The sequence below is a fragment of the Kaistia algarum genome, assembly GCF_026343945.1.
Lineage (GTDB): Bacteria > Pseudomonadota > Alphaproteobacteria > Rhizobiales > Kaistiaceae > Kaistia > Kaistia algarum.
The window spans coordinates 1578669-1596718 of record NZ_JAPKNJ010000001.1 but is presented as its reverse complement, the minus strand read 5'-3'; the positions used below and the strand labels follow the sequence as shown (position 1 = coordinate 1596718).

24 protein-coding genes and 1 pseudogene are annotated in these 18050 nt (G+C 63.9%); 13 read left to right on the top strand and 12 right to left on the bottom strand.

The window, feature by feature from the left end; translation table 11 throughout:
• The first annotated feature begins 45 nt into the window (after positions 1-45).
• Genes OSH05_RS07750 through OSH05_RS07735 form a run of 4 tightly spaced genes read left to right on the top strand, consistent with a single transcriptional unit; the run spans position 46 to position 1211 of the window.
• Positions 46-231 (top strand): hypothetical protein, encoded by a 186-nt coding sequence (locus tag OSH05_RS07750; RefSeq protein WP_104221415.1) that lies wholly within the window; start codon positions 46-48, stop codon positions 229-231.
• A complete protein-coding gene (locus OSH05_RS07745; RefSeq protein ID WP_133163173.1) occupies positions 228-611 on the top strand; it encodes a hypothetical protein in 384 nt (127 codons plus the stop codon). The genes OSH05_RS07750 and OSH05_RS07745 overlap by 4 nt, the downstream gene beginning before the upstream one ends.
• A gap of 19 nt (positions 612-630) precedes the next feature.
• Positions 631-849, top strand: coding sequence for a hypothetical protein (locus tag OSH05_RS07740; RefSeq protein WP_104221413.1), 219 nt, complete (start codon positions 631-633; stop codon positions 847-849).
• Positions 846-1211, top strand: a complete 366-nt coding sequence (locus tag OSH05_RS07735; protein ID WP_104221412.1) for a hypothetical protein — start codon at positions 846-848, stop codon at positions 1209-1211. Before OSH05_RS07740 ends, OSH05_RS07735 begins: the two co-directional genes overlap by 4 nt.
• Before the next feature lie 1329 nt (positions 1212-2540).
• Here the strand turns inward: OSH05_RS07735 and OSH05_RS07730 are convergent.
• Positions 2541-2771: a hypothetical protein gene (locus OSH05_RS07730; RefSeq protein WP_104221410.1), complete on the bottom strand. Its 231-nt coding sequence runs from the start codon at positions 2769-2771 to the stop codon at positions 2541-2543.
• Between the two features lie 136 nt (positions 2772-2907).
• Here OSH05_RS07730 and OSH05_RS07725 point away from each other — a divergent pair, with 136 nt between their 5' ends.
• Positions 2908-3321: a low affinity iron permease family protein gene (locus OSH05_RS07725; RefSeq protein WP_104221409.1), complete on the top strand. Its 414-nt coding sequence runs from the start codon at positions 2908-2910 to the stop codon at positions 3319-3321.
• Between the two features lie 88 nt (positions 3322-3409).
• Here the strand turns inward: OSH05_RS07725 and OSH05_RS07720 are convergent, their stop codons facing one another.
• Both OSH05_RS07720 and OSH05_RS07715 read right to left on the bottom strand, forming a co-directional pair.
• The gene (locus OSH05_RS07720) at positions 3410-3733 is read right to left on the bottom strand and encodes a hypothetical protein (RefSeq protein ID WP_133163172.1); all 324 of its coding nucleotides are present in this window, start codon (positions 3731-3733) and stop codon (positions 3410-3412) included.
• Positions 3730-3924, bottom strand: coding sequence for a hypothetical protein (locus OSH05_RS07715; protein WP_104221407.1), 195 nt, complete (start codon positions 3922-3924; stop codon positions 3730-3732). The genes OSH05_RS07720 and OSH05_RS07715 overlap by 4 nt, the downstream gene beginning before the upstream one ends.
• Positions 3925-4026: 102 nt before the next feature.
• Between OSH05_RS07715 and OSH05_RS07710 the strand changes: the two genes are divergently transcribed.
• Positions 4027-4779, top strand: a complete 753-nt coding sequence (locus tag OSH05_RS07710; RefSeq protein WP_266352364.1) for an SOS response-associated peptidase — start codon at positions 4027-4029, stop codon at positions 4777-4779.
• A gap of 348 nt (positions 4780-5127) precedes the next feature.
• On the opposite strand, the gene OSH05_RS07705 is transcribed toward OSH05_RS07710, so the two are convergent.
• Complete coding sequence (locus tag OSH05_RS07705; protein ID WP_104216806.1) at positions 5128-5418, bottom strand: DUF768 domain-containing protein; 291 nt, start codon at positions 5416-5418, stop codon at positions 5128-5130.
• 335 nt (positions 5419-5753) lie between these two features.
• Here OSH05_RS07705 and OSH05_RS07700 point away from each other — a divergent pair, with 335 nt between their 5' ends.
• Entirely contained in the window at positions 5754-5930 is a 177-nt protein-coding gene (locus OSH05_RS07700) for a hypothetical protein (RefSeq protein ID WP_266352113.1), read from the top strand.
• A 242-nt stretch (positions 5931-6172) separates the two neighbouring features.
• Here OSH05_RS07700 and OSH05_RS07695 read toward each other — a convergent pair whose 3' ends face one another.
• The gene (locus OSH05_RS07695) at positions 6173-6472 is read right to left on the bottom strand and encodes a hypothetical protein (protein WP_104216808.1); all 300 of its coding nucleotides are present in this window, start codon (positions 6470-6472) and stop codon (positions 6173-6175) included.
• 105 nt (positions 6473-6577) lie between these two features.
• Positions 6578-7020 (bottom strand): annotated as a pseudogene (locus tag OSH05_RS07690) (sulfatase-like hydrolase/transferase); the annotation flags it as partial.
• Positions 7021-7565: 545 nt separating this feature from the next.
• Between OSH05_RS07690 and OSH05_RS07685 the strand changes: the two are divergent.
• Complete coding sequence (locus tag OSH05_RS07685) at positions 7566-7739, top strand: hypothetical protein (protein ID WP_165801412.1); 174 nt, start codon at positions 7566-7568, stop codon at positions 7737-7739.
• An 80-nt stretch (positions 7740-7819) separates the two neighbouring features.
• Here OSH05_RS07685 and OSH05_RS07680 read toward each other — a convergent pair whose 3' ends face one another.
• On the bottom strand, positions 7820-8320 hold the full coding sequence (locus OSH05_RS07680) for a cytochrome b (protein ID WP_104216809.1): 501 nt from the start codon (positions 8318-8320) through the stop codon (positions 7820-7822).
• 302 nt (positions 8321-8622) lie between these two features.
• On the opposite strand from OSH05_RS07680, the gene OSH05_RS07675 reads away from it, so the two are divergent.
• Entirely contained in the window at positions 8623-8877 is a 255-nt protein-coding gene (locus OSH05_RS07675) for a hypothetical protein (RefSeq protein WP_104216810.1), read from the top strand.
• A 4-nt stretch (positions 8878-8881) separates the two neighbouring features.
• Here OSH05_RS07675 and OSH05_RS07670 read toward each other — a convergent pair whose 3' ends face one another.
• On the bottom strand, positions 8882-9811 hold the full coding sequence (locus tag OSH05_RS07670) for a histone deacetylase family protein (protein WP_407660353.1): 930 nt from the start codon (positions 9809-9811) through the stop codon (positions 8882-8884).
• Positions 9812-9872: 61 nt separating this feature from the next.
• Between OSH05_RS07670 and OSH05_RS07665 the strand changes: the two genes are divergently transcribed.
• Positions 9873-11213, top strand: coding sequence for an MATE family efflux transporter (locus tag OSH05_RS07665; protein ID WP_104216811.1), 1341 nt, complete (start codon positions 9873-9875; stop codon positions 11211-11213).
• Here OSH05_RS07665 and OSH05_RS07660 read toward each other — a convergent pair whose 3' ends face one another.
• Together OSH05_RS07660 and OSH05_RS07655 are read right to left on the bottom strand one after the other, a co-directional pair.
• The gene (locus OSH05_RS07660) at positions 11214-12290 is read right to left on the bottom strand and encodes a quinone-dependent dihydroorotate dehydrogenase (protein WP_104216812.1); all 1077 of its coding nucleotides are present in this window, start codon (positions 12288-12290) and stop codon (positions 11214-11216) included. It lies immediately after the preceding gene.
• Positions 12287-12631 (bottom strand): DUF952 domain-containing protein, encoded by a 345-nt coding sequence (locus OSH05_RS07655; protein WP_104216813.1) that lies wholly within the window; start codon positions 12629-12631, stop codon positions 12287-12289. The genes OSH05_RS07660 and OSH05_RS07655 overlap by 4 nt, the downstream gene beginning before the upstream one ends.
• A gap of 213 nt (positions 12632-12844) precedes the next feature.
• Between OSH05_RS07655 and OSH05_RS07650 the strand changes: the two genes are divergently transcribed.
• Positions 12845-13498 (top strand): S24 family peptidase, encoded by a 654-nt coding sequence (locus tag OSH05_RS07650; RefSeq protein ID WP_104217626.1) that lies wholly within the window; start codon positions 12845-12847, stop codon positions 13496-13498.
• 5 nt (positions 13499-13503) lie between these two features.
• On the top strand, positions 13504-14310 hold the full coding sequence (locus tag OSH05_RS07645) for a thermonuclease family protein (RefSeq protein ID WP_133163028.1): 807 nt from the start codon (positions 13504-13506) through the stop codon (positions 14308-14310).
• Here OSH05_RS07645 and OSH05_RS07640 read toward each other — a convergent pair whose 3' ends face one another.
• Positions 14311-14937 (bottom strand): LysE family translocator, encoded by a 627-nt coding sequence (locus OSH05_RS07640; RefSeq protein ID WP_104217627.1) that lies wholly within the window; start codon positions 14935-14937, stop codon positions 14311-14313.
• Between the two features lie 186 nt (positions 14938-15123).
• Between OSH05_RS07640 and OSH05_RS07635 the strand changes: the two genes are divergently transcribed.
• Positions 15124-16296: an AAA family ATPase gene (locus OSH05_RS07635; protein WP_104216815.1), complete on the top strand. Its 1173-nt coding sequence runs from the start codon at positions 15124-15126 to the stop codon at positions 16294-16296.
• A gap of 7 nt (positions 16297-16303) precedes the next feature.
• On the opposite strand, the gene OSH05_RS07630 is transcribed toward OSH05_RS07635, so the two are convergent.
• A complete protein-coding gene (locus OSH05_RS07630; RefSeq protein ID WP_104216816.1) occupies positions 16304-17962 on the bottom strand; it encodes a lysine--tRNA ligase in 1659 nt (552 codons plus the stop codon).
• Positions 17963-18050 lie beyond the last annotated feature (88 nt).

Sequence of the window (18050 nt, the reverse complement as noted above, 5' to 3'; positions counted from 1 at the left end):
CCCTCCCGTTGAGCCGTTTCCCTGTCTAGAGCCGGAGCCCAAGCAATGACGTTCACCATCACGGCCGGCTGGTGGCTGGCCCCGCTCGCGATCACGATCGGTGTTTGGCTGTGGGCGTTTGCGAAGTCCTCTAACAGTCGTGGCGCGTTCGACATTGGGCCGGCGCTGTTTATGGGCTCCGCCCTGATCGCCTCGCTCGCTGCTTGGCTCGTTTGGGCGTTGCTAACGTGAGCCTTCTCCCATCTGTCTTCGGCCTGAAGGGCATGGCGATTGTCGGCGTCATCGGCTTTGCAGTCGGCAGCGCAGCCGGCGGCTATGCGGCGCATCGCTGGTTCGAGGTCGACACCCTCAAGCTCAAGGCACAGATCGCGCAGAAGACGATCGATGACCAGGACGCGACGATCTCGGCCCTGCAGCGCGCCGCGGCTCAGTCCGCTTCGCTAGAGCTTGCGGAGCGCCAGCGCGCCCGCTTTGCCCAAGTCTCTATCGATGTCGTCCAGAAGGAGACAGACGATGCCGTCGCCGCCGCCGCTGCCAATTCGCAGCATCGTCCCCGTTCTTGCGATCTCACTCCTGACGAGCTTGGCGGGTTGCGTCGGGGCCTCCAATAGGCCAGCGCCGCCAACACCCGTGACCGTCACGGCGCCACAGCTTGCCGAGGCCGATCGCGCGAGCTGCACGGCCGGCATCGCCGCGAAGCTGGGCAAGAGCCCCTATGTCAATACCGAGATCCTGAAGGGCGCGCTGCGTACCTGCGATGTCCGCAAGGCACATGCCGTCGCTCATGGCGACGATCTGGCGGCGGTACTCGCTGGGAACGACCTGAGAAAGGGGCTGGCTGGTAAATGACGACGACGGATAAAATCGCCCAAAGCACGATGATCCTCGTCCTTTCGAGGCTCGCCATGCTCGTGACCCCGGTCATGCTCGGGGCGCTCGGGCTACTCTTCTGGACCTATATTGGCGAGATCAGGGCCGACGCCAGCACAGCTGCTGAGTCCGCCGCGTCGCTCAACATCCGCACGACGTCTCTCGAAGCCCGTGCCTCGACGATCGAGGGCAACCAAACGCGAGGCCGCGAAGAGCGCATCAAGGCTCAGGATGATCTCTCTCGTGCCATCGGCAAGCTGACCGATGTCATCGTGCTTCAGGGGCAGCAGATTGCGGCGCTTACGGCCACGATCGAGGCGCTGAAGGTTCAGAGGCGGTAGGCAACTCGCGGGGAACATTCCGATCTCGGAATGCAGGTTGCAAATCGAGCGAAACTAATGACGCGGGCTGGCTCGCCGGCAGCGCGCTCCGGGCCGGGGTCTATTTTCAGTGGGACCAGATCGACGCCAAGCTCGCGCGGATCGGCGAGCGCGCTTATGGCCGACCACACTACTGTGAGATATGAAATCCGAAATAAACAAGCACAGCGAGTACGAAGATTGCGACAAGGCCAAGTGCATACATCTGTTCCAAATCGACTATCCTAATAAATCGAAAAACATCGTAGGGCCGTCCCTCACGGGCATCGGAATTGATAATTGTAATGACCAAGTTGTCTTGTGACAAGGCTGATATTTGCTTCATTTAACCAGATGAAATAGACGTTTATCGAGAGTTGAGGCCATGCGACCTTGCGATGATGGCGCCAAAGACCCGAGGTTTTTAGCACGGAACCCGCGCATCTGTCCCTGTCATGTTCGTCTCATATCGAAAGAATGGCGTTTTTCGAACAGTCTTTATATATTTCGCATAAAGTTTAGCCGAAACCCTGATACAGTTGCTCCAACGCATTAACCACCGTCGGTAGAGCCATGACTTCCGGCTGGCAAAGAACCCGCTCCTATAGGCCGTCACCGCCGTCGCCCTGGGCCTTGCCATTGGCTTGCGTCGTCATGGTCGTGTCGAGCCTTACTATCGCCGGGCTGCTGAAAGCCGAGCTCACAGGCGACGCAACCGGATCGCAGCAGGTCCAGATTTCCTCGTGGCAACCGCAATCCTCGCCCAACCCTCAGTGAAATGCGACGGACGATCTCACCCTGGGTCTAGGGGGGGCAAGGAGCGAGATCGCCCGTCCTTCTTCAGCCGAGGTCTAATTCGGCCGAAGGTTCGAAGGTTGCTCACGTGAGTGCCAGTTTACATGCGAGTGGTTCCCATGTTCAACAGAGCTATGCGCCGCTGAGCAGGATGGCGGCTCGATTGCCGTATGGTTTTGGCCGGCGAATATTCACCAATCTGCTTCATGGTCCCGAATCCGCTCACCGTCCGCCGCCTTCGTCTGGTGAGTTGCCAAGCTGGATGCGCGCGTCGTGCAGCTCGAAAACGAGCGGACGCAGCAGGTCGACCAGCCGTCCAAGATCGTCCGCCTCGAGACGAGATGGAAGGCGTCCAGGACTCGCTGAAGGACATCAACGGCAAGCTCGACCGGCTATTGGAGAAGACGAGGCCGTAGAGATATTGGCAGGCTTTGACAACGGCCAGTCTGATCGGACTATGTGACCTTCCGAATTGTCAGGTATCCGAACGGATACCTAGATGGGAAGCGGAACACGTCAACCGATCGTGTGAATGCCGGGACAGGATTTGAGCCGCTGGTTCAGAAATTCCGCAAGGTCACCTGCCGCCTGATCGAGTTCTGCACGGTCAATGCCGATAAATGAAGCCTCCCCGACACATTCCCCTATCAGTGCGTGGATGTCGGCTTCCTGAGACATCAATAGGGGCGACCGATCCAGTAAATCGGTCGTCCAGACATCGAGAAAGGCCCGGGCACGTTCGCTCATGCTCAACCGTGGTCTGCGGCTCGATAGGACGCCAGAGATTTAATCATCCTGTCCGGAAGGGTCAATATCGGCAGCCCTCGAATGGAACATAGACCACGCGGCTGCCGTTGATCCGCTGGATCTAGGGAGCGCTCACATGAACCGGCTGTTTTCGAAATTTGCCAACTTCGTTTCGCGAACCGCCGGCACCCCTGCAGCCTTCTTCGGCGCGGTCGGGCTGGTGGTACTCTGGGCCGTCACTGGGCCCTTGTTCGGCTTTTCGGAAACCTGGCAGCTCGTCATCAACACCGGCACGACGATTATCACCTTCCTAATGGTGTTCGTCATTCAGAACTCCCAGAACCGCGACGGCTCTGCCTTGCAGACGAAGCTCGACGAACTCATCCGCGCATCGGCGGCAGGGAATGAGTTCATGGGGATCGAAAAGCTCTCAGACGCCGAGCTGGAGCGACTGCACACCCAATGCGTTCGCGCGGCTGAAAGCGCGAACGCGATTCTCGACAGAACTCACAAAGAGAGGGCCGAACGCGGCTTGCCCAGGGCGCCTTAGCCGACTCCGATGAACCGGACGACCCGCGTCTGTTCCCGCGCGGGCGCCATCGGCAACATCAAACTGCGCGCGATGCCCAATTCCCTTGTCAACGTCCGCCACCATCGTACCGCCCGCGGTCGCCGAACCAGTCCGGCTCGGCAAGCAGTTCCAGCTTGATCTCATAGGCAGTCTCGAGGCATCGCCTGCAGAGCGGCTTGCATGGCTCCCGGCGAACATGCGCCCGGCAGCAGACGATCGCGGCGATCCGGTCGCGCTTCGGCACGGCGGCATAGGCCCGCAGTGCCCGCAGCACGACGACGCAGGTGTCGGGCGTCAGCCGTGCGCCAAGGCCTTTGATGACACGCTTCTCGATCAGGTCGCGCAGCCGCCAGGGCGTCATTTCAGGAGGGGGCTTCTCGATCTCCTTCATCGCTGCAGCCGGCCGCGCACGAAGCCATAGGCGATCTGTTCGGTACGATAATCGAGCGCGATCAGCATCACCTCTATCGCGGCGCGCCAGTCACCGCCATGCGCCTCGACAAGGCGGTCGATTCGCGCGTCCAGCGCCGCCTGTTCGGCCGCAAAATGCTCCTCTCCTGCCGTCCGCGCCGGCTGGCCCATCGCGATCTCCCTTGCTCATATGTTCCTATTTTGTTCTCATTGGAGCGGGAGTCAATCGACCGTCGATTGAGCGGCGGTCGCGCCTATGGCAGGCTGTGGATCATGTGCAACCTCTACAGCATGACATCGACGCAGGAGGCGATCCGGTTCTTCGCCCGTGCGATGCGTGACGCGACCGGCAATCTTCCGCCGCTGCCGGGGATCTTTCCCGACTATGCGGCGCCGGTCGTGCGCAACACGCCTGACGGGCGCGAGCTGGCCATGGTCCGGTGGGGCATGCCAACGCCGACGTCGATCCTGCACAAGGCGGCCGACGCCCGCGCCGATAAGCTCGAGGCCAAGGGTAAGCTCGCCGATCGCGAAGCTCTGCGGCGATCCGAGCCCGACGCTGGCGTGACCAACGTCCGCAATGTGAAGTCGCCGCACTGGCGCCGATGGCTCGGCGTCGAGAGCCGCTGCGTCGTTCCCTTCACCAGCTTTTCGGAATGGGATGCCGCCATCAAGGCACCCGCCTGGTTCGCGCTCGACGACAGTCGCCCGCTGGCCTTCTTCGCCGGCATATGGACGCCGCACTGGACCAGCGTCCGCAAGGCCAGGACGGGCGTCGAGACGACCGACCTGTTCGCCTTCCTGACGACAGAGCCGAACGCCGTGGTCGGCCCGATTCACCCGAAGGCGATGCCCGTTATCCTGACGACTCAGGACGAAGTCGACATGTGGCTCGACGCGCCGGCCGACATCGCGCTCGCGCTGCAGCGGCCGCTGCGGGATGACGCGCTCAAGATCGTGGCTCGGGGGAGCAGACAGGACGGCCCCCAAGGGATGCCGGCCAGCGACGGGGTGGGCCTTCCGTGACGGTCAATGCCAAACGATCTTCACCTTCCACGCTGAAAGGGCGATCTCAAAGCTTTCCATACCTGGAAGGCTAGTCGGATAGCTCACAGCTATAGCGCAGCTCAAGATTACCTGGACGCGGTGCTGCCAGGAGACGTTGTCCCGCTCTTTGACACGCTTCCAGAGATCCGAACCCGCCCACGGCGGAGACTGACGACGAAACCGCTTGGTGCTTGGTTTTTTCGGTTGTCCCGTAGACGATCGAAATGATGACAAGGATATACATGATCACGACACTAGCACGCCTGTGACGTTTCACTAGCAATCAGAAGTATAGCGAATCAAGATAGAAGTTCGGCGCGCTGCAAACTATCCGCCTTCAATCGACCGCTTGGTTTTGCGCGGCGAAGGCGCGCCACTGGCCTCGTCCGGCAGCAGGGGCTCGAACATGCGCCCGTGGCCTATTTGGGCGGCGATAAAGGAAGTAACGTTGCCGACTTCATCTTCGATGTCTCGGCGCGAGATTCCAAAGAACGAAGCTTCGGCGAGTAGCTCGGCGAGCATAGCTTCGGCCGAGGGGTTGGCGCCCGTCATCGCGTGCCCTAGAGGCGCACTATCTCTTGACCACGATTTCATAAAGGTTTTCGCTCGGGCGGACATGTGCGCCTCCTTGATCGAAGCTGGACGCGCCCGCCTATATCGCCCTGGCGCTGCAGCGCCCTTTACCCGACAACGCGCTCAAGATCGTGGCCCGGAGCGCGAAGAATGACGGCTAAACTCGTTCACTTTAGAAACACATTAAGTTGAACAGAAATCGTGTTACAACCCGAGCGCTGACAATGTGCGATTTGGGGAGGGTTGAATGCACGAAACAGCTGTCTATGTGGCGAAGATGGCCCATGAACTGGCCGAAATGGCCGACGTTGCCGGACTTGCGTTCCTGGCCTATCTACTCAAGCTAGCAGAGCTAGAAGCGGCAGGAGGCATCTCCCCGGATGGCCGAGTACCCAAGAGCCGACGTGCTCGATCGGTTGGATCACAAGCTGGCTGAGCTTCTGGTTCTCACCGATGCACCCGAATTGGGAGAGCTGCACCGCCGCTTGGCTGCGGCGGCTGACGAGGTCCGCCGTCTTCATCATCCATCTGATCCGCCAATGGTGCCGGACCTATGACGATCGGCCAATGGCTCGCCGCGGGCTTCGCGGCATGGATCATCGTATCGACGGTAGCGCTCTGGGTTGATGGCGCGAGTAGGGATTGATCGTTGGACTGAACTGGAAAAAGTGATTGTCGGTCAATAGCCGCCCATCGCGTCCAACGCAGGGCTAACGATCTGAAATATTTGACTAAATGTAGTTTACCTCTGAACTACACCCGCGCCGCAAGCCAACCACTGGAAGGCTGGCTTGAAACGTCAGGCCGGTTCGGCGAGCACCGTTCCGGTCTGGACTTCTTGTAGCCGCATCGGCCTTGCTTGATCAAGGCGTCGCATCGCGAGCGGACGCTCCAAATGGAGCCGCCGCACCCTGGACCCGAGGGCGCGGGGGCTTGTTGCGTTTGGCGATGCCGGCAGCGGGCGTGATCCGTCGCCGACGTGGCTCGCCTGGGCCTTGGCGATCTGCGCCTTCGCCGCTTCGAGGTTGAAGCTGGCGCCAGCCTGCGTGGGCGGGAAATCGATCGCGGTCGGGCCGAGCTTGGCGACTTCCTGCTGCACGAATACGAACCGCCAGAACTGGTAGGCAAACCAGTTGTAGAAGGCGAGCGAACCATTGGCGCCTGCCTGCAGGCCCGTGCGTTCCCGCGGATGTTAGATACAGCGGAAGAACTCGTCGAAGCCGGCACGGTCGGCAGCGACTCGTTGAGATCGCCGAGATGGTTCCTGCCGAACGGGCCCATGGCCTGGCCCATCGATTGGAGTGCAGTCGCGATCATCGGCGCCTGCGCCGGCACGCCGATCGACGAGCTGGCCTGGCCGACGGGTGAGGCCGATACGGATCGACAGCTCGCCGGTGATGAAATGGGCGCGGACTGCGGTATAGTTCGCTTCAGAATAACAATCCGTCAAACTCATGCCTTCCTTGGCGAGCTTGCCGAGATCGGGCGCCCGCCCCGCCATTTTGCCTGGTTGTAGACCCCGATGTTGAACCAGCCGATGTCGTTGCCCGTGATGACGACAATGTTGGGCTTCTTGGCCTGCGCCTCTGCAATCGTTGCCGTTCCGGCGAGGCCGACCGTCAGGGTCGTGGCTGCGACTAGCGCCAAAAGACATTGTCTGGCTCGTCCAGGTCTTGGGATTTGCGGTCGGGGTGGAAGCGGGGATGGCCACAAGAGGCTGCCGCCCCATCCGGCTAGCCGGAGTGCATACCACCATAACAACGCGCGCCTTTTCCTGACATCTGTCAAAGGCAAGGTTGGGTGATGACTGGAATGAAGCGGCACTCTCCTTGGATTTATACCGGTGTCTACGGCGATAATAATGAACGCGTTAGATAGTCGAGTGGCGATGCATCTATAGGCGCCGACCGGCAATTAATTGTATTTGCGCCAAAAATCGGACGGCACTGATCCGCGCACGGACTGGCCAAGCACTTTTCTGCGGCTGCAAAGATAAGGTAAGAGTAGCTATGTCGAAGCTGCGGGAGGACCGGATTGTCAGGGTTCCCCGGGAGTTGATCCCACCCGGACAGAGGCATTGCATGCCGCGCGGCGGGAAAATTCTTCACGGGCGTCGCGCTGACATCTAGGCGGCGCCGCCCGGCTGTGATTAGCTCAAAGGTGTTGCGGCCTAACCTTTGATGCCGGAAGACATGTTTATCGCCGCCACGCTGTCTCTTGCCTTCGCACTGCTCGCCCGCCGCTTCGATTTCGGCGCCAAACCGATCCGCCTGCTGAGCCGCGATCCTCGCTGGGTTGCCGCGGCGATGCTTGCGGCCGTTTTGCTCGCCATCGCGATCAGCGTGCTCCTGCGCCGCGCCGGCTAGTTGCCGCGTCGTCCCGGATCGTCCCGCTGCATCGCGTCACGGCCACCCGTCCTTGTGCGTTCGCCGCGATGCTTCGGCGTTCAGGCGCCGGGCTTCAGCATACGCATCAAAAGCCCGTCGCGCAGCCAGAACTGGTGCCAAAGCGCGGCCGCAACGTGCAGCACGATCAGGATGATGAAGGCGGGCTTGCCGAGTTCATGCACCTCGCCGGCCGCCGGGACCCAGTAATAGGCGACGATACCGGAGATCGGGACGACGAAGAGCAGGATGTAGAACAGCGCATGCGTCGCCTTGGCGGCGAGGACCAGGGCTGGCGATTCACCCGCCGGCGGCAGTGGCGCGCCGTCGCGAAGCCGGAGTGCGAGGCGGATGACGACCAGCGCCAGAATGGCGAAGCCAACCCAGAGATGGGCCGTCGCCAGCGTCGCGTCAGCCGGATCGACCGCCGTGCCGCGGGAGGCGGCGCGGAAGCTCGTCGACATGCTCTCGCCGAAGATGAGCTGGAAGAAGACCAGCACGACGATGAGCCAGTGCAGCGATATCTGGGCAGCCGAATAGCCGCCGGAAACGGGACGCGTCACGGAGAAATCTCCTCGGCCTTGTAAATCTGGAATTATTCTAAACCGATCCTGGGCCGCTGTAATGGAAATCCGCCTTGGCGGACGATCGGCCGCGGCAGGCGCCGTTCATGGCGATTTCCTGCCACCGCCGATCGGCAGCGATGCCGAGGCTCAGCCGCTATCGGCCGCGTGATCCCGGTCACAGGCGAGGAGTGACCCCCATCACTTCACCCAAATCTCGAAAGTGGTTGAACCAATCCATGACGAGCGGCGTTAACAGGTCGCCAGAGACAAGGGGCTCCGCCCAGCGGAGAAAAGGCAAAATGGCTATTTTCAATCTGAAGACCAAGGCTAGTGTGATTGCTACCGCGGCGATGGTTGCGTTCGCCGTCACGGCCTACGGCAATCAGGCCGTTTCCAGCGGCAATGGTGCGCCGGACCCGACCGCGCTTGGCACCTTTGAGAAGGCGTCGGTCGGCGGCCGCCATGGCTGCGAGGTCCAGTCCTGGCCCTATATCGCGCCGGAATGCCTGCAGCCCTCCGGCATCGTCACCACCAAGGCCGATCGGCGCATCTGAGCGCTCAGCTCCCAAGCTGCTCGCTCGCCGCGCGGAACATGAGCGCGTGACGCCGGGCGATCGCGTCGATATCGCTGCCATAGCCGCCGCCGATGACGCCTGCGACCGGAATGCCGCGCGAGGCGACGGTTTTGAAGACGAAGCGGTCGCGTTCGGCGAGGCCAGCGTCCGAGAGCGCGAGGCGCCCGAGCCGGTCGCCCGCATGCGGATCGACACCGGCATTGTAGAACACGATGTCGGGATGGGTACGGTCCAGCAGCGCCGGCAGAACGCCTGAAAGCGCCGCCAGATAGTCGGCATCGCCGAGATCGTCATCAAGTGCGACATCGAGCGTCGAGCGGCGCTTGCGGACCGGATAGTTCCGCGCCGCATGCAGCGACAGCGTCGTGACATTGGCATCGTGCTCGAAGATTTCCGCCGTGCCGTCGCCCTGATGCACGTCGCAATCGACGACGAGCGCCGTGCCGATCCGCCCTTCGCGCATCAGCACACGGATCGCCACAGCGACGTCGTTGAACGTGCAGAACCCTGCGCCCTGCCGGCTGCGCGCATGGTGGCTGCCGCCGGCCGTGTTGCAGGCAATGCCGGCCTCGAGCGCCAGCCTTGCGGCGAGGAGGGTGCCGCCGGTCGCCGCCCGGGCGCGGTGCATCACCGTCTCGTTCATCGGCAGTCCGATCTCGCGCTCGATCTCGCGGGGGACGGCGAGCGACAGCACCTGATCGACATAGGCCGCGTCATGGGCGAGCGACAATTGCGCCGCGCTCGCCGGTTCGGGCGTGATGAAGCCATCCGGTGCCAGTCCAGCCTCTAGGAGCACCTCGGCGAGACGGCGATATTTGCCCATCGGAAAGCGGTGATCGGCCGGGATTTCGGCCGTATAGGCAGGATGATGGACGATCGGCAGCTTCATGACCGAGAAGGATAGGGCGGACATCGCGGCGCGTCGACGGGGCGGGCGAAACGCGCTATCGCTCGGCTCCCCGAAGCCCCGCCCCATGGCCTCGCCGTTGTCCGATCCGATCATCCGCCCCTTCGCCGTCACCCATCGCGGCATCCTTGCCATCGCCGTACCGATGACGCTCGCCTATCTGTCGACGCCGCTGCTCGGCATCACCGGGATGACGGTGATCGGCCGTCTCGGCGATGCATCGCTGCTTGGCGGGGTCGCCTTCGGCGCGCTCATCTTTGATTTCATCTTCGCGACATTCAATTTCCTGCGCTCCGGCACCACTGGCCTGACGGCGCAGGCGCTCGGCGCCGATGACCGGCGGGAAATCCAGGCTACCTTCTTCCGCGCCCTGATTGTTGCTGTTGCAATCGGTCTTGCCGTCATCCTGATGTCGAAGCCTGTCCTCGTCGTCGGCCTCTCCCTGCTCGGCGGAAGCGAGGACGTCCGCGAGGCGGCATCGACCTATTACGATGTCCGTATTCTCTCGACGCCCTTCGCCCTCATGAACTACGTCATGCTCGGCTGGCTGATCGGTCTCGGCCGATCCGGTGTCGGCCTCTTTCTGCAGACCTTCCTGAACGGTCTCAATATCGGGCTAAGCATTCTCTTCGTGATGGGCCTCGGCTGGGGCGTTGCCGGCGTCGCTTGGGGGACTACGATTGGCGAAGCGGTGACGGCGTTGCTGGGTCTTGCCATCGCCTTTCGTGCGCTGCATGCGTCGTCCCGTCCTCGCTGGTCGCAGGTCCTCGATCGAATGGCGATCCTGCGCATGGTCGCGGTCAATCGCGACATCATGATCCGCTCGTTCACGCTGCTCTTTGCCTTCGCCTTCTTCACCGCGCGCGGCGCCAGGATGGGCGATGCCGTGCTGGCGGCCAATGCGATCCTGATGAACCTCTATCTGGTCGGCGGCTATTTTCTCGACGGTTTCGCCGCCGCCGCGGAGCAATATGCCGGCCGGGCCATCGGCGCCCGCTACCGGCCCGCCTTCGTCCGTTCGGTCAAGCTCACGCTGTTCTGGGGCTATTGCCTGGCGTTTCTGGCCGCGCTTGGCTTCTGGTTCGGCGGGCCGCCGCTGATCGATTTCATGACCACCAATGAAGCGGTGCGCGCGGCGGCGCGGACCTATCTGATCTGGGCTGTGCTGACGCCGATTGCCGGTGTGCTGGCCTTCGAGATGGACGGCGTCTTCATCGGCGCGACCTGGTCAGCCGACATGCGCAACATGATGCTGCTGTCGCTGGCCCTCTATCTGGCGGTTTGGGCAGTGGCGGAGCCAGCCTTCGGCGCGCATGGGCTCTGGTTCGCCCTGCTGGTGTTTCTTTCGGCGCGTGGCATCAGCCTGTTCTGGCGGATGCGGAAGCGGATGGAGACGGCCTTTGGCTGATCAGGGCGTCTCTTTCGCCCATTTGTCCGTCTCTATGCCCACTGCATCCGCGATTGAGGCGAGCCCGCGTCGGTCGAGGATGCGCGATAGGCCGGCGAGGATCTCGCCGACCAGCCCCGGCCCCTGGTAGACGAGCCCCGTATAGAACTGCACGAGGTCGGCGCCCGCCGCGATCTTGGCAAAAGCGGTCTCCGCCGAATCGATGCCGCCCGCGCCGATCAGCGGGAGATCGGGCCCGACCATCTGGCGAAATTGCGCCAGCGCGATGGTCGACATGCGGAAGAGCGGCCGTCCGGACAGGCCGCCTGTCTCTTTGGCCGTGGCGGCATCGGCGAGCTTCGGCCGGGAAACGGTCGTGTTCGAGATGATCGCGCCGTCGATACGCCGGGACAGCACGACTTCGGCGATGTCGGCCCGGCCATGCTCGTCCATGTCGGGGGCGATCTTGATGACGAGCGGCACGCGGCGCGGCTCGCTATCGCGAGCTTCGACCACACGGGCGAGGAGTTCATCCAGCGCCGCCTTGCCCTGCAGATCGCGCAAGCCCGGCGTGTTGGGCGAGGAGACATTGACCGTGAAATAGGAGGCAAGGCCGGAAAACGCCCGGATCGCCGCGACATAATCGGCAATGCGATCGGCCGAATCCTTGTTGGCGCCGATATTGACGCCGACGATGCCGCCGCGTCCGCGTCGGGCCTCCAGCCGCGCTAGCGCCGCGGCGTGGCCCTGGTTGTTGAAGCCGAGCCGGTTGATGACGGCGCCGTCCTCTACGAGTCGGAAAAGGCGCGGCTTCGGGTTGCCGGCCTGAGGGCGTGGCGTCACCGTGCCGATCTCGACGAAGCCAAAGCCCAGCGACAGCAGCGGATCGGCGACCTCGGCATTCTTGTCGAGCCCGGCGGCGAGGCCGAGCGGATTGGGGAAGTCGAGCCCCATCAGCCGCCGGGCGAGCCGCTTGTCGCGGTCAGGGCGAACATGCGGCGAAAGACCGGAAGCCAGGACCTTGAGGGAAAGGCCATGCGCCGTCTCCGGATCGATCCGGAACAGGACGGGCCGCAAGAGGTTGGTGAAGGCGCTCAAACCGCCCGCTCCGGGAAGCGGTGGGCTCCATCCGGCCCGAGCGGCAGTGTCTCCACGAAGACGACATGGGCCAGGTCGAGCGGCAGATAGAGATGCGGAAACAGGTCGCCGCCGCGCGAGACCTCGTAGCGAAGTGCCTCGCCCAGCGCCTCGGCATCGATCGCCGCCAGCAGCAGCCCTTCTTGCCCGGCGAAATATTTCGCCGCTGTCTCGCGCATCTGCGCCGCGGTGGAGAAATGGATGTAGCCGTCGGCGAGATCGATCGGCGCGCCGGTGAAGCTGCCGGCGATCTCCGCCTCACGCCAGAGCGTCTCCGGCACGATCTTGTAGATAAGCGTCATGATTTTCCCCGAGGAATGATGGGACCCTATCGGCGGCGGGGGACCCCGGCAAGAGCTGGCGCGGCGGGTTGCGGCCCCGGGGTGGGTCCTTCTGGACACGATCCGTTCACGGGGATAAATCGGGAGGCACGGGAATATATTCCTTCCGTGCGATTCGAGGAAACGCGCCCGGCCCGGGCCGTCGCGCCGCTTTGCGGACGGGGGGTTCCGCCGATGCTGTCACACGAGAGGATCTGGGCGGCGATCGACCGGCTGGCGGAGCGCAACGCGCTGACGGCCTCGGGCCTCGCCAGGAAAGCCGGCCTCGACCCGACTACCTTCAATCGCTCGAAGCGCGTCGCCAGCGACGGCAGGCTGCGCTGGCCCTCGACCGAGAGCATCGCGAAGGTGCTGGAGGCGACTGGCGAGCCGATTGACCGTTTTCTGAGCCTTCTTGCGCGGGAGGTGGATGTCGATTCCGCCGAATTCCACCGTCCGCTCAGCCAGATGCCGCTGATCGGCTTTGCGAAGGCCGGCGTCGGCGGCTTCTTCGACGATGGCGGCCTTCCCGCCGGGCAAGGCTGGGACGAGGTCGCCTCCTCGCGGCGGGTGAGCGCCGATGGCGTCTATGCGCTTGAGGTCTCCGGCGATTCGATGCTGCCGCTCTATCGCGAGGGCGACGTCATCATCGTCTCGCCGACGGCGGCCTGCAGGCCGGGCGATCGTGTCGTGCTGCGTACCCAGGACGGCGAGGTAATGGCCAAGGTGTTCGCCTGCCGCAGCGAGACCGCGGTAGAACTCTCTTCCTTGAGCCCCGGCCATCCGGTCCGTATCGTCCAGGCTGCGGAGATAGAGTGGATGGCGCGCATCATCTGGGCCAGCCAATGAGGACGATGATCGCGGTCCTCCTGTTCGTGGCCGTCGCGACGCTCGCGGTTATCGGCGCGTCCTATATCCTCGGCTATGTCCGGGTGGAGTTCGGCGATGCCGCCCCGCCGCGCACCGTTGCTGCCCCCGTCACCAGCGAAGAATCCGCCCCCGTGGCCGATGGGCCGGATGCCCCGCCCATGGCCGAGCCGGAGCCCGCGCCTCCAATCCGGATCGTCACGCCATCGCCGCCTCCTCCGCCACCTTCGCCGCCGGACCCGGAGCCAGCTACCGATCCCGAACCTGTGGCCAGCGCGCCGCGCATCGTCGGCGGCGCCGGGATCACCCCGGGACCGGTCAGCCGGGAGGACCTGCCCCGCGAAGCCACGCCGCCGCCCGAGCCCCCGGCGCCGGAATTGCCGCGCTGGACCGCCTTTCGCCGCGTCACCGTCGTCGAGGCGGGCCGGCTTGATCTCGGCAAGCGGAGCGTCACGCTTGCCGGATTGGTGTCGGCCGATCCGGACCGGCGCTGCCGCGTTGCCGTTGGAGCGGCGGAGCAGCCCTGCGCCTTTCTGGCGCTCCAGGCCATGCGCCAGCGCATTCGCGGTCTCGGCGTCGAATGCCTGCTCTCGAAGGATGGGGGAGCCGATTCTCCCACTATTCCCTGCCGGATCGGCAAGACGGATCTGTCGCTTTGGCTTGTCGGCCAGGGCTGGGCCGAGCCGGACGTCGATGCGCCGGCGAGCTACCAGCAAGCGGAGAAGGCGGCCCGCTGTGCCCGGAAAGGCCTGTGGCTGGAGGCGACGCCGCCCTCTGATTGCCCCGGCCGCTGATCAGTTCGCCGCACGACGCCAACCGGCGGCCACGAGCCCGGCGCCGATCAGGAGCGAGCCGCCGACGCGGTTGACGATCCGTTGCACGGAAGGCTTTCGGATCGTTCCGCGCGCGGCCGAGGCGAGCAGCGCATAGCTTGCGGCGTTGATCGTGGCAAGGATCAGGAACGTCGTCTCGAACAGCACCATCTGCGGGGCAAGCGGCGCCGAGGCAACCAGGAATTGCGGAAGGAAGGCGACGAAGAACACGAGGCTCTTCGGGTTCAGCGCCGTCACGGCATAGGCGTGCAGGAAGATGCGCCGCGGCTTCATCTCCGGGGCACTCGCCGCCTCGAGGCCGCCGACCGGGGCGCGCCAGAGCTTGATGCCGAGATAGATCAGATAGGCGGCGCCGATCCATTTCAGGGCCGTGAATAGCGCCGCCGACGTCGCGAGCAGCGCGCCGAGACCGAGCATCGAGGCGGTCATCGCCGTGAAATCGCCGAGCGCCACGCCGGCCACCGTGGCGACCGCCGATTTGCGGCCATGGCCGAGCGCATAGGAAATGACCAGCAGCACCGTCGGTCCGGGGATCGCCAGCATGACGGCCGAGGCGGCCGCGAAGGCCAGCCAATGTTCGAAGGTCATGATGATCACGGCTCCCGGATCTACGGATTGCGTTTATAGCGAGGTTATCGAGTTATAGCAGGATTCGGATAAGTCCGATAAGGTCACTGGATGGCGCATCTCAGCATCGCGATCTGAGGGGCTTTATCCTTCTTAGCACATATTATCCCATATTATCGAACTGACGTTAAACTCGATAAACTCCGAATGGATCCCGTCTTCAACCCCTTCGTCCCCGGCGCCGGCACGCCGCCGCCCGAGCTCAGCGGCCGCGCTGGCGTGCTCGCCAAGGCCGAGCTGGCGCTGAAACGCGTGCGCATCGGCCGCCCGGCCAAGAGCCTGATCCTGGTCGGTCTGCGCGGCGTCGGCAAGACGGTGCTGCTGGTGCGTATCCGCGCCATCGCCGAGGAGGCCGGCTACCGTGCCGTGCTGGTCGAGGCGCAGGAGGGCCGATCGCTCGCCGCGCTGATCGTGCCGGTCCTGCGGCAGGTGCTGTTCTCGCTCGACGCGCTCTCCGGCGCCAAGGAGAAGGCGCGACGTGGCCTGCGCGTTCTCAGAAGCTTCGTCTCGGGTCTCAAGGTCACGGTCGGCGATGTCGATATCGGCCTCTCGATCGATCCGGAGCGCGGTGTCGGCGATAGCGGCAATCTCGGCCTCGATCTCGGCGAGCTCTTCCTCGCTGTCGGCGAGGCCGCGAAGGCTGGAGACACGGCCGTCGCCCTGCTGGTGGATGAACTGCAATATCTGAGCGAGGCGGAGTTCGGCGCGCTGATCATGGCGCTGCACCGTGTCGCGCAGGAGAACCTGCCGCTGGTGCTGATCGGCGCCGGCCTGCCGCAGATCCAGGGTCTCGCGGGCGAATCGAAGTCCTATGCCGAGCGGTTGTTCGATTTCCAGCCGATCGGCGCGCTCGCCGATGCCGATGCCCGCGCCGCGCTGCAGGGGCCGGCGGAAGCGGAAGGCGCCCGCTTCGACGACGCTGCGCTCGATGAAATTCTCCGCGTCACCGAGGGCTATCCCTATTATCTGCAGCAATGGGGTTATGAGGCGTGGAATGCCGCGACAAGCTCGCCGATCACGCGCGCCGATGTCGACAAGGCGACGCTTTCCGCCGTCAGGGCCCTCGACGAGAGCTTTTTCCGCGTCCGCCTCGATCGCTGCACGCCGGCCGAGCAGAATTACCTGCGAGCGCTCGCCGCGCTCGGCCGGGGCCCGCATGGCTCCGGCGAGGTCGCGGCCCATCTCAAGACCAGCGTCACCACTGTGGCGCCGGTTCGTCAGAAGCTGATCCAGAAGGGCATGATCTTCTCGCCGCGCCACGGCCAGACGGAATTCACCGTGCCGCTCTTCGACGACTTCATGAAGAGGGCAATACCGTAGCGCCGGCCTACTCGCCCGCCAACTCGCCCTTCAGCGCCCTCTCGATCCGCTCGCGCGTTTCGGGAATGCCGTAGATCGCCACGAACGAACCGAAGCGCGGACCCTGGTCCTGGCCGAGCAGGCTCTGGTAGAGGCCGCGGAACCAGTCCAGCGAGACGCCCGGTGGGTTGCCGTCCGGCCCCTTCTTGGCCGGATCGGGGAAGAAGGCGCGGCCGACATCGAACACGATGGTCTGGATGCCGTCGGCATCGGTATCCGCCGGTAGCGCTGCCAGTGCCGCATCGAGCGCGGCGAGCGCGTCGCGGATCGTACCCTCCGGCACGATGAAGTGCTTCTTCAGCTTCAGGACGTCGTTGTAATAGCGGATCGCATAGCCGACGAGGGCGTCGAGTCCCGGATGCGTCGCGGCCGAAAGCTCCGGCATGTAGCGCGAGATATAGGCCCAGAGCACGCTCTTGTCGCTGGCATCCGCGACCGAGGCTAGGTTGAGCAGCATGGCGAAGAGGATCGGCTGGTCGGCCGCCGGCGGATGGCCGGTGTGGATGTGCCAGACCGGGTTGCCGAGCTGCTGGTCGATCTCCTGGCGCGGATAAGCGCCGAGGAACGACGCATATTCGTCGACATGGCGCGGGATCACTTCGAAGGCGAGGCGCTTTGCCGTCTTCGGCTTGGTGTACATGAGCAGAGACAGGCTCTCGGGTGAGGCATAGGTCAGCCACTGCTCGATGGTGAGGCCGTTACCCTTCGACTTCGAGATCTTCTCGCCGTTCTCGTCGAGGAAATGCTCATAAGTGAAGCACTCCGGCGGCTCGGTCCCGAGCGCGCGACAGATCTGCGTCGAGAGCTTGACGCTGTCGATCAAATCCTTGCCGCTCATCTCGTAATCGACGCCGAGCGCGAACCAGCGCATGGCCCAGTCGGCCTTCCACTGGCACTTGACGGCGCCGCCGGTGACCTCGGTCGTGACGGTCTCGCCGTCCTCCGGGTCGATATAGGTGATCGTGCCGGCGGCGACGTCGCGGCCTATCATCGGCACCTGCAGCACGATGCCGGTCTTCTTCGAGATCGGCAGGAACGGCGAATAGGTGGCGCGGCGCTCAGGCCCGAGCGTCGGCAGGATGATCTCCATTACCTGGTCATAGACTTCGAGCATGCGACGCAGCGCGCCGTCGAACCGGCCCGAAGCGTAGTAATCGGTGGCCGAGGCGAACTCATAGGCAAAGCCGAAGCCGTCCAGAAACGCCCGCAGCCGCGCATTGTTGGCGGCGCCGAAGGAGGGATATTCGTTCGAGAACGGATCTGGCACGCGCGTCAGCGGCATGCCCAGATGCGCCTTCATCATCTCCTGGTTTGGCACATTGGTCGGTACCTTGCGGAGGCCGTCCATGTCGTCCGAGAAGGAGAGCAGGCGCGTCTCTATTCTGTCTTCGGTGATCAGGCGGAAAGCGGTGCGCACCATCGTCGTGCGCGCGACCTCGCCGAACGTGCCGATATGCGGCAGCCCCGACGGCCCATAGCCGGTCTCGAACAATACCGGCGACTTGGCGCCACGCTTTTCCAGCCGCGCGACGATCCGCCTGGCCTCCTCGAACGGCCACGCTTTCGAAGCCCGCGCCGCCTCGACGAGCGAAGGGGCGAGATCGAGAACGGGAAGCGCGGCGGACATGGCGAACCTCTTCAGGGAAAAATGCCTATTCGAAAGGCGCGCGGACCCTAGGGAGAGCCGAGGTTTGCGTCAATGGCCGGCTTGTTTT

What these genes read in the sequence shown, in the direction of transcription:
- OSH05_RS07650 (WP_104217626.1), top strand. Translation starts at nt 12,845, where the DNA reads ATGCTGTCACACGAGAGGATCTGGGCGGCGATCGACCGGCTGGCGGAG.
- OSH05_RS07715 (WP_104221407.1), bottom strand. Translation starts at nt 3,924, where the DNA reads ATGGGCCAGCCGGCGCGGACGGCAGGAGAGGAGCATTTTGCGGCCGAA.
- OSH05_RS07670 (WP_407660353.1), bottom strand. Translation starts at nt 9,811, where the DNA reads ATGTCCGCCCTATCCTTCTCGGTCATGAAGCTGCCGATCGTCCATCAT.
- OSH05_RS07705 (WP_104216806.1), bottom strand. Translation starts at nt 5,418, where the DNA reads ATGTCCGCCCGAGCGAAAACCTTTATGAAATCGTGGTCAAGAGATAGT.
- OSH05_RS07635 (WP_104216815.1), top strand. Translation starts at nt 15,124, where the DNA reads ATGGATCCCGTCTTCAACCCCTTCGTCCCCGGCGCCGGCACGCCGCCG.
- OSH05_RS07730 (WP_104221410.1), bottom strand. Translation starts at nt 2,771, where the DNA reads ATGAGCGAACGTGCCCGGGCCTTTCTCGATGTCTGGACGACCGATTTA.
- OSH05_RS07700 (WP_266352113.1), top strand. Translation starts at nt 5,754, where the DNA reads ATGGCCGAGTACCCAAGAGCCGACGTGCTCGATCGGTTGGATCACAAG.
- OSH05_RS07710 (WP_266352364.1), top strand. Translation starts at nt 4,027, where the DNA reads ATGTGCAACCTCTACAGCATGACATCGACGCAGGAGGCGATCCGGTTC.
- OSH05_RS07675 (WP_104216810.1), top strand. Translation starts at nt 8,623, where the DNA reads ATGGCTATTTTCAATCTGAAGACCAAGGCTAGTGTGATTGCTACCGCG.
- OSH05_RS07655 (WP_104216813.1), bottom strand. Translation starts at nt 12,631, where the DNA reads ATGACGCTTATCTACAAGATCGTGCCGGAGACGCTCTGGCGTGAGGCG.
- OSH05_RS07640 (WP_104217627.1), bottom strand. Translation starts at nt 14,937, where the DNA reads ATGACCTTCGAACATTGGCTGGCCTTCGCGGCCGCCTCGGCCGTCATG.
- OSH05_RS07645 (WP_133163028.1), top strand. Translation starts at nt 13,504, where the DNA reads ATGATCGCGGTCCTCCTGTTCGTGGCCGTCGCGACGCTCGCGGTTATC.
- OSH05_RS07720 (WP_133163172.1), bottom strand. Translation starts at nt 3,733, where the DNA reads ATGAAGGAGATCGAGAAGCCCCCTCCTGAAATGACGCCCTGGCGGCTG.
- OSH05_RS07735 (WP_104221412.1), top strand. Translation starts at nt 846, where the DNA reads ATGACGACGACGGATAAAATCGCCCAAAGCACGATGATCCTCGTCCTT.
- OSH05_RS07665 (WP_104216811.1), top strand. Translation starts at nt 9,873, where the DNA reads ATGGCCTCGCCGTTGTCCGATCCGATCATCCGCCCCTTCGCCGTCACC.
- OSH05_RS07685 (WP_165801412.1), top strand. Translation starts at nt 7,566, where the DNA reads ATGTTTATCGCCGCCACGCTGTCTCTTGCCTTCGCACTGCTCGCCCGC.
- OSH05_RS07630 (WP_104216816.1), bottom strand. Translation starts at nt 17,962, where the DNA reads ATGTCCGCCGCGCTTCCCGTTCTCGATCTCGCCCCTTCGCTCGTCGAG.
- OSH05_RS07750 (WP_104221415.1), top strand. Translation starts at nt 46, where the DNA reads ATGACGTTCACCATCACGGCCGGCTGGTGGCTGGCCCCGCTCGCGATC.
- OSH05_RS07725 (WP_104221409.1), top strand. Translation starts at nt 2,908, where the DNA reads ATGAACCGGCTGTTTTCGAAATTTGCCAACTTCGTTTCGCGAACCGCC.